Annotated in this window: 3 tRNA genes and 3 rRNA genes; all 6 read right to left on the reverse strand. The window is 55.6% G+C overall.

Annotated features, from left to right (window positions below):
* Positions 1-77: transfer RNA gene (locus FOY91_RS20395), tRNA-Met, on the reverse strand.
* 80 nt (positions 78-157) lie between these two features.
* Positions 158-272 (reverse strand): 5S ribosomal RNA (gene rrf, locus FOY91_RS20400).
* Positions 273-447: 175 nt separating this feature from the next.
* A 23S ribosomal RNA gene (locus FOY91_RS20405) occupies positions 448-3,245 on the reverse strand.
* A 395-nt stretch (positions 3,246-3,640) separates the two neighbouring features.
* Positions 3,641-3,716, reverse strand: a tRNA-Ala gene (locus FOY91_RS20410).
* 23 nt (positions 3,717-3,739) lie between these two features.
* Positions 3,740-3,816: transfer RNA gene (locus FOY91_RS20415), tRNA-Ile, on the reverse strand.
* Between the two features lie 215 nt (positions 3,817-4,031).
* Positions 4,032-5,522: ribosomal RNA gene (locus tag FOY91_RS20420) — 16S ribosomal RNA — on the reverse strand.
* The 16S, 23S and 5S rRNA genes sit together here with 3 tRNA genes alongside, the layout of an rRNA operon.
* Between the last annotated feature and the right edge of the window lie 197 nt (positions 5,523-5,719).

Consider the following 5,719-nt stretch of genomic DNA (forward strand, 5'->3'; position numbering starts at 1 on the left):
TGGTTGCGGGGACAGGATTTGAACCTGTGACCTTCAGGTTATGAGCCTGACGAGCTACCGGGCTGCTCCACCCCGCGCCGAGGTTATGACCGGGATATTTCCGGTGTGAGGTATGTGAACGGGTTCTGTGTATCGTGTATTGAGCGCCGGCTCCAAAGCCTGGCGGCGACCTACTCTTCCACTGCTTGAGCAATAGTACCATTGGCGCAGTCAGGTTTCACGGCCGAGTTCGGGATGGGATCGGGTGGGTCACTGACGCTATGGCCACCAAGCTATGGGGCCGGCGCTCTATCCCGTGAACGATGGTTCACGGGCGCCCTTTCGGGGGCGACACGATGGGGGGTTTGAAATCGATGCGATGCTGTGTGTGATGGATCATCCGGGTCACGGGCAAGGTTTTTCGGTCTTGTCGGTGATGGCGGGACTCTCCGGATCGGTTAGGATCCGTTCAAGCGCGAACAGAGCGATTAGTACCGGTTAGCTCCACGCGTTACCGCGCTTCCACATCCGGTCTATCAAGGTCGTGGTCTCCGACCGCTCTATGAAATCTTATCTCGAGGGAGGCTTCCCGCTTAGATGCTTTCAGCGGTTATCCCGTCCGTACATAGCTACCCTGCTGCGCCGTTGGCACGACGACAGGTCCACCAGAGGTACGTTCAACCCGGTCCTCTCGTACTAGGGTCAACTCCTCTCAAATTTCGACGCCCACGGCAGATAGGGACCAAACTGTCTCGCGACGTTCTGAACCCAGCTCACGTACCACTTTAATTGGCGAACAGCCAAACCCTTGGGACCTGCTCCAGCCCCAGGATGTGATGAGCCGACATCGAGGTGCCAAACAACCCCGTCGATATGAGCTCTTGGGGGTTATCAGCCTGTTATCCCCGGCGTACCTTTTATCCGTTGAGCGATGGCCCTTCCACGAGGGACCACCGGATCACTATGACCGACTTTCGTCTCTGCTCGACTTGTCAGTCTCGCAGTCAGGCTGGCTTATGCCATTGCACTCTAACAGCCGGTTTCCAACCGGCCTGAGCCAACCATCGCGCGCCTCCGTTACTCTTTAGGAGGCGACCGCCCCAGTCAAACTACCCGCCACAGAGGGTCCCTGTTCCGGCTTACGGAACGAGGTTAGACATCAGAAAACAACAGGGTGGTATTTCACCTATGGCTCCACACCGGCTGGCGCCAATGCTTCAAAGCCTCCCACCTATGCTACACAGTTCTTTCCTAATGCCACTCTGAAGCTGCAGTAAAGGTGCACGGGGTCTTTCCGTCTAACCGCGGGTACTCCGCATCTTCACGGAGAATTCAATTTCGCTGAGCATGTGCTGGAGACAGTGGGGAAGTCGTTACGCCATTCGTGCAGGTCGGAACTTACCCGACAAGGAATTTCGCTACCTTAGGACCGTTATAGTTACGGCCGCCGTTTACCTGGGCTTCATTTCAGAGCTTGCACCCCTCCACTTAACCTTCAGGCACCGGGCAGGCGTCAGACCCTATACGTCGTCTTGAAGCCGACTTAGCAGAGCCCTGTGTTTTTGCTAAACAGTCGCTACCCCCTGGCCTGTGCCCCCCATCAGAGCTTGCGCTTAGATGGGGCCTCCTTCTTCCGAAGGTACGGAGGCAATTTGCCGAGTTCCTTCAGCACACTTCTCTCAAGCGCCTTGGTATACTCTACCTGACCACCTGTGTCGGTTTCGGGTACGGTCTATACGGTGGGGCTATTTCCTGGAACCTCTTCGAAGCCCATCCAATCCGATAAGGATGAACAACACACGAGATCCGTCACACACCACCAGGCCCACGAATATTAACGTGGTTCCCATCGACTACCCCCTTCGGGCTCGTCTTAGGGGCCGGCTCACCCTGCGCGGATTAGCCTTGCGCAGGAACCCTTGGTCTTTCGGCGACAGGGCATCTCACCCTGTTTATCGCTACTCATGTCTGCATTCGCACTTCCGATACCTCCACGACCCATTACCAGATCGCTTCACCGGCTTACGGAACGCTCCGCTACCGCGTACCGCATAAGCGGCACACCCTAAGCTTCGGCACGTGTCTTGAGCCCCGTTACATCTTCGCCGCAGGATCTCTTGTTTAGACCAGTGAGCTGTTACGCTTTCTTTAAAGGATGGCTGCTTCTAAGCCAACCTCCTGGTTGTTTTGGAGATCCCACATGCTTTCCCACTTAGACACGATTTGGGGGCCTTAGCTGTAGGTCAGGGCTGTTTCCCTCTTGACGACGGACCTTAGCACCCGCCGTCTGTCTCCCGGATATTACTCTTGGGTATTCGGAGTTTGGTTAGGTTTGGTAGATCTCGCGACCCCCTAGCCCATCCAGTGCTCTACCCCCCAAGGTATTCATCCGAGGCACTACCTCAATAGTTTTCGCGGAGAACCAGCTATTTCCCGGCTTGATTGGCCTTTCACCCCTAAACACAACTCATCCGGTAACTTTTCAACGTTAATCGGTTCGGACCTCCAGTGGGTGTTACCCCACCTTCATCCTGGTCATGCCTAGATCGCCGGGTTTCGGGTCTAATGCATCAAACTATGGCGCCCTATTCAGACTCGCTTTCGCTGCGCCTACACCTAACGGCTTAAGCTTGCTTGATACATTAAGTCACAGACCCATTATGCAAGAGGTACGCTGTCAGGGCATAAAACCCCTCCAACTGCTTGTAGGCAACCGGTTTCAGGAACTGTTTCACTCCCCTCATCGGGGTGCTTTTCACCTTTCCCTCACGGTACTTGTTCACTATCGGTCATGCACGAGTATTTAGGCTTAGAGGGTGGTCCCCCTATGTTCAGACAGAATTACACGTGTTCCGCCCTACTCAAGTCCTGATGTCTTATTTTCGCATACGGGGCTGTCACCCGCTATGGCCGAACTTTCCAGATCGTTCTGCTAATGTAACATCAGGCACTGGCCTGGTCCGCGTTCGCTCGCCACTACTAACGGAATCTCGGTTGATGTCTTTTCCTCCAGCTACTGAGATGTTTCAGTTCGCCGGGTTCGCTTCACCAAAGCCTATTTTATTCAGCTTAGTGATACTCCTCCCATCTAACCCCGTCCCTGCGTCACCGCAGGCGCGAGATTAAATGGTGAGAGTGGGTTTCCCCATTCGGAAATCTGCGGGTCAAAGGTTGCTCACACCTCACCGCAGCTTATCGCAGCGTGCCACGTCCTTCATCGCCTGTGCATGCCAAGGCATCCACCAATTGCCCTTACCTCACGCTTGAGAGTCCACGCCACCAGCGACAAGACCGATACCCTCCCCGAAGGAAGAGCCGGCCCGTCGCCCGCAACGCGGATGATTCATCATGCTCAGCATCGTTTTCGTGGACACATGCCTCCACCACGATCCCCGTTGCCGGAAACCCTGGCAGAAACCCATGCGCCACGGCATCGATTTCTAGAACCCATTCACAATGTCAAATAGGATGCCCGCCTTGCGGGCACCGGTAACCGCGGCACGAAGCCGCGGAACTGTTGTCTTCAATCCTAGAGTGTCGCATTTCCCACCGCGCGCCATCGGTCAAAGCAAAGCTGCGCCTTATGGCGCGCTATGCAGTGCCGGCCGCGCTGGATGACGTGCGGATCAGCAAACGCTGATCCGTCTCGCCATCTGTGCGATGGTGGAGCCTATCGGGATCGAACCGATGACCTGATGCTTGCAAAGCAACCGCTCTCCCAGCTGAGCTAAGGCCCCTTATGGGATGACGACGCGCGCGATGGTGGGCCGAGTAAGAGTTGAACTTACGACCTCACGCTTATCAGGCGTGCGCTCTAACCACCTGAGCTACCGGCCCATGCGCTGCGCACACCCGCGCTAACCTCGTTAGCGCTGTGATGCGCAAGCACGGCCGGCCTCGCTTGGCGAGGACCGACGACGCGGGCTTTGCCCGCGGCGCAGCCGGGTGGCTACTCTAGGATGAAGGGACATGAGGACGGCGGCATATGTTCTATACGAAAGGTGCGAAGCTCTTCCACCGTCTAGCAGTGACGCTTTCGGACCGATCCTTAGAAAGGAGGTGATCCAGCCGCAGGTTCCCCTACGGCTACCTTGTTACGACTTCACCCCAGTCTCTAAACCCACCGTGGTCACCTGCCTCCCTTGCGGGTTAGCGCAGTGCCTTCGGGTGAATCCAAATCCCATGGTGTGACGGGCGGTGTGTACAAGGCCTGGGAACGTATTCACCGCGGCATGCTGATCCGCGATTACTAGCGATTCCGCCTTCATGCTCTCGAGTTGCAGAGAACAATCCGAACTGAGACGGCTTTTGGAGATTAGCTCACCGTCGCCGGTTTGCTGCCCACTGTCACCGCCATTGTAGCACGTGTGTAGCCCAACGCGTAAGGGCCATGAGGACTTGACGTCATCCCCACCTTCCTCCGGCTTATCACCGGCGGTTCCTTTAGAGTGCCCAACTGAATGATGGCAACTAAAGGCGAGGGTTGCGCTCGTTGCGGGACTTAACCCAACATCTCACGACACGAGCTGACGACAGCCATGCAGCACCTGTCACTCATCCAGCCGAACTGAAGAAAACCATCTCTGGTAATCGCGATGAGGATGTCAAACGTTGGTAAGGTTCTGCGCGTTGCTTCGAATTAAACCACATGCTCCACCGCTTGTGCAGGCCCCCGTCAATTTCTTTGAGTTTTAACCTTGCGGCCGTACTCCCCAGGCGGATAACTTAATGCGTTAGCTGCGCCACCCAGGCACCAAGTGCCCGGACAGCTAGTTATCATCGTTTACGGCGTGGACTACCAGGGTATCTAATCCTGTTTGCTCCCCACGCTTTCGCACCTCAGCGTCAACAGTCGTCCAGTGAGCCGCCTTCGCCACTGGTGTTCTTCCGAATATCTACGAATTTCACCTCTACACTCGGAATTCCACTCACCTCTCCGACGTTCAAGCCTCCCAGTCTCAAAGGCAATTCCGGAGTTGAGCTCCGGGCTTTCACCTCTGACTTAAAAAGCCGCCTACGTGCGCTTTACGCCCAGTAATTCCGAACAACGCTAGCCCCCTCCGTATTACCGCGGCTGCTGGCACGGAGTTAGCCGGGGCTTATTCTCCCGGTACAGTCATTATCTTCCCGGGTAAAAGAGCTTTACAACCCTAAGGCCTTCATCACTCACGCGGCATTGCTGGATCAGGCTTTCGCCCATTGTCCAATATTCCCCACTGCTGCCTCCCGTAGGAGTCTGGGCCGTGTCTCAGTCCCAGTGTGGCTGATCATCCTCTCAGACCAGCTATGGATCGTCGGCTTGGTAGGCCTTTACCCCACCAACTACCTAATCCAACGCGGGCTCATCCCAAGGCGATAAATCTTTGATCTCGCGATATCATACGGTATTAGCAGCAGTTTCCCGCTGTTATCCCGTACCTCAGGGCAGATTCCCACGCGTTACGCACCCGTGCGCCACTAGAGCCCGAAAGCTCTCGTTCGACTTGCATGTGTTAGGCATGCCGCCAGCGTTCGTTCTGAGCCAGAATCAAACTCTCAAGTTGATGTCCACACGTAACCGCAGGGGAAAACCCACGGTCAACGCACAGCATATCCAGGAGCCGTTCCTGCACATATATTGCATAAAGCATATAAGACACATGAACGACCTGACTTTAACCGATAACTCCACGCCTGAACGCCGCAGAGAACCGGAGCCGCCGCCCACATGTCCCTTCATCAAATAACTATGAGAAAGAGC

The sequence above is a fragment of the Alterirhizorhabdus solaris genome (genome assembly GCF_007785815.1).
Lineage (GTDB): Bacteria > Pseudomonadota > Alphaproteobacteria > Sphingomonadales > Sphingomonadaceae > Alterirhizorhabdus > Alterirhizorhabdus solaris.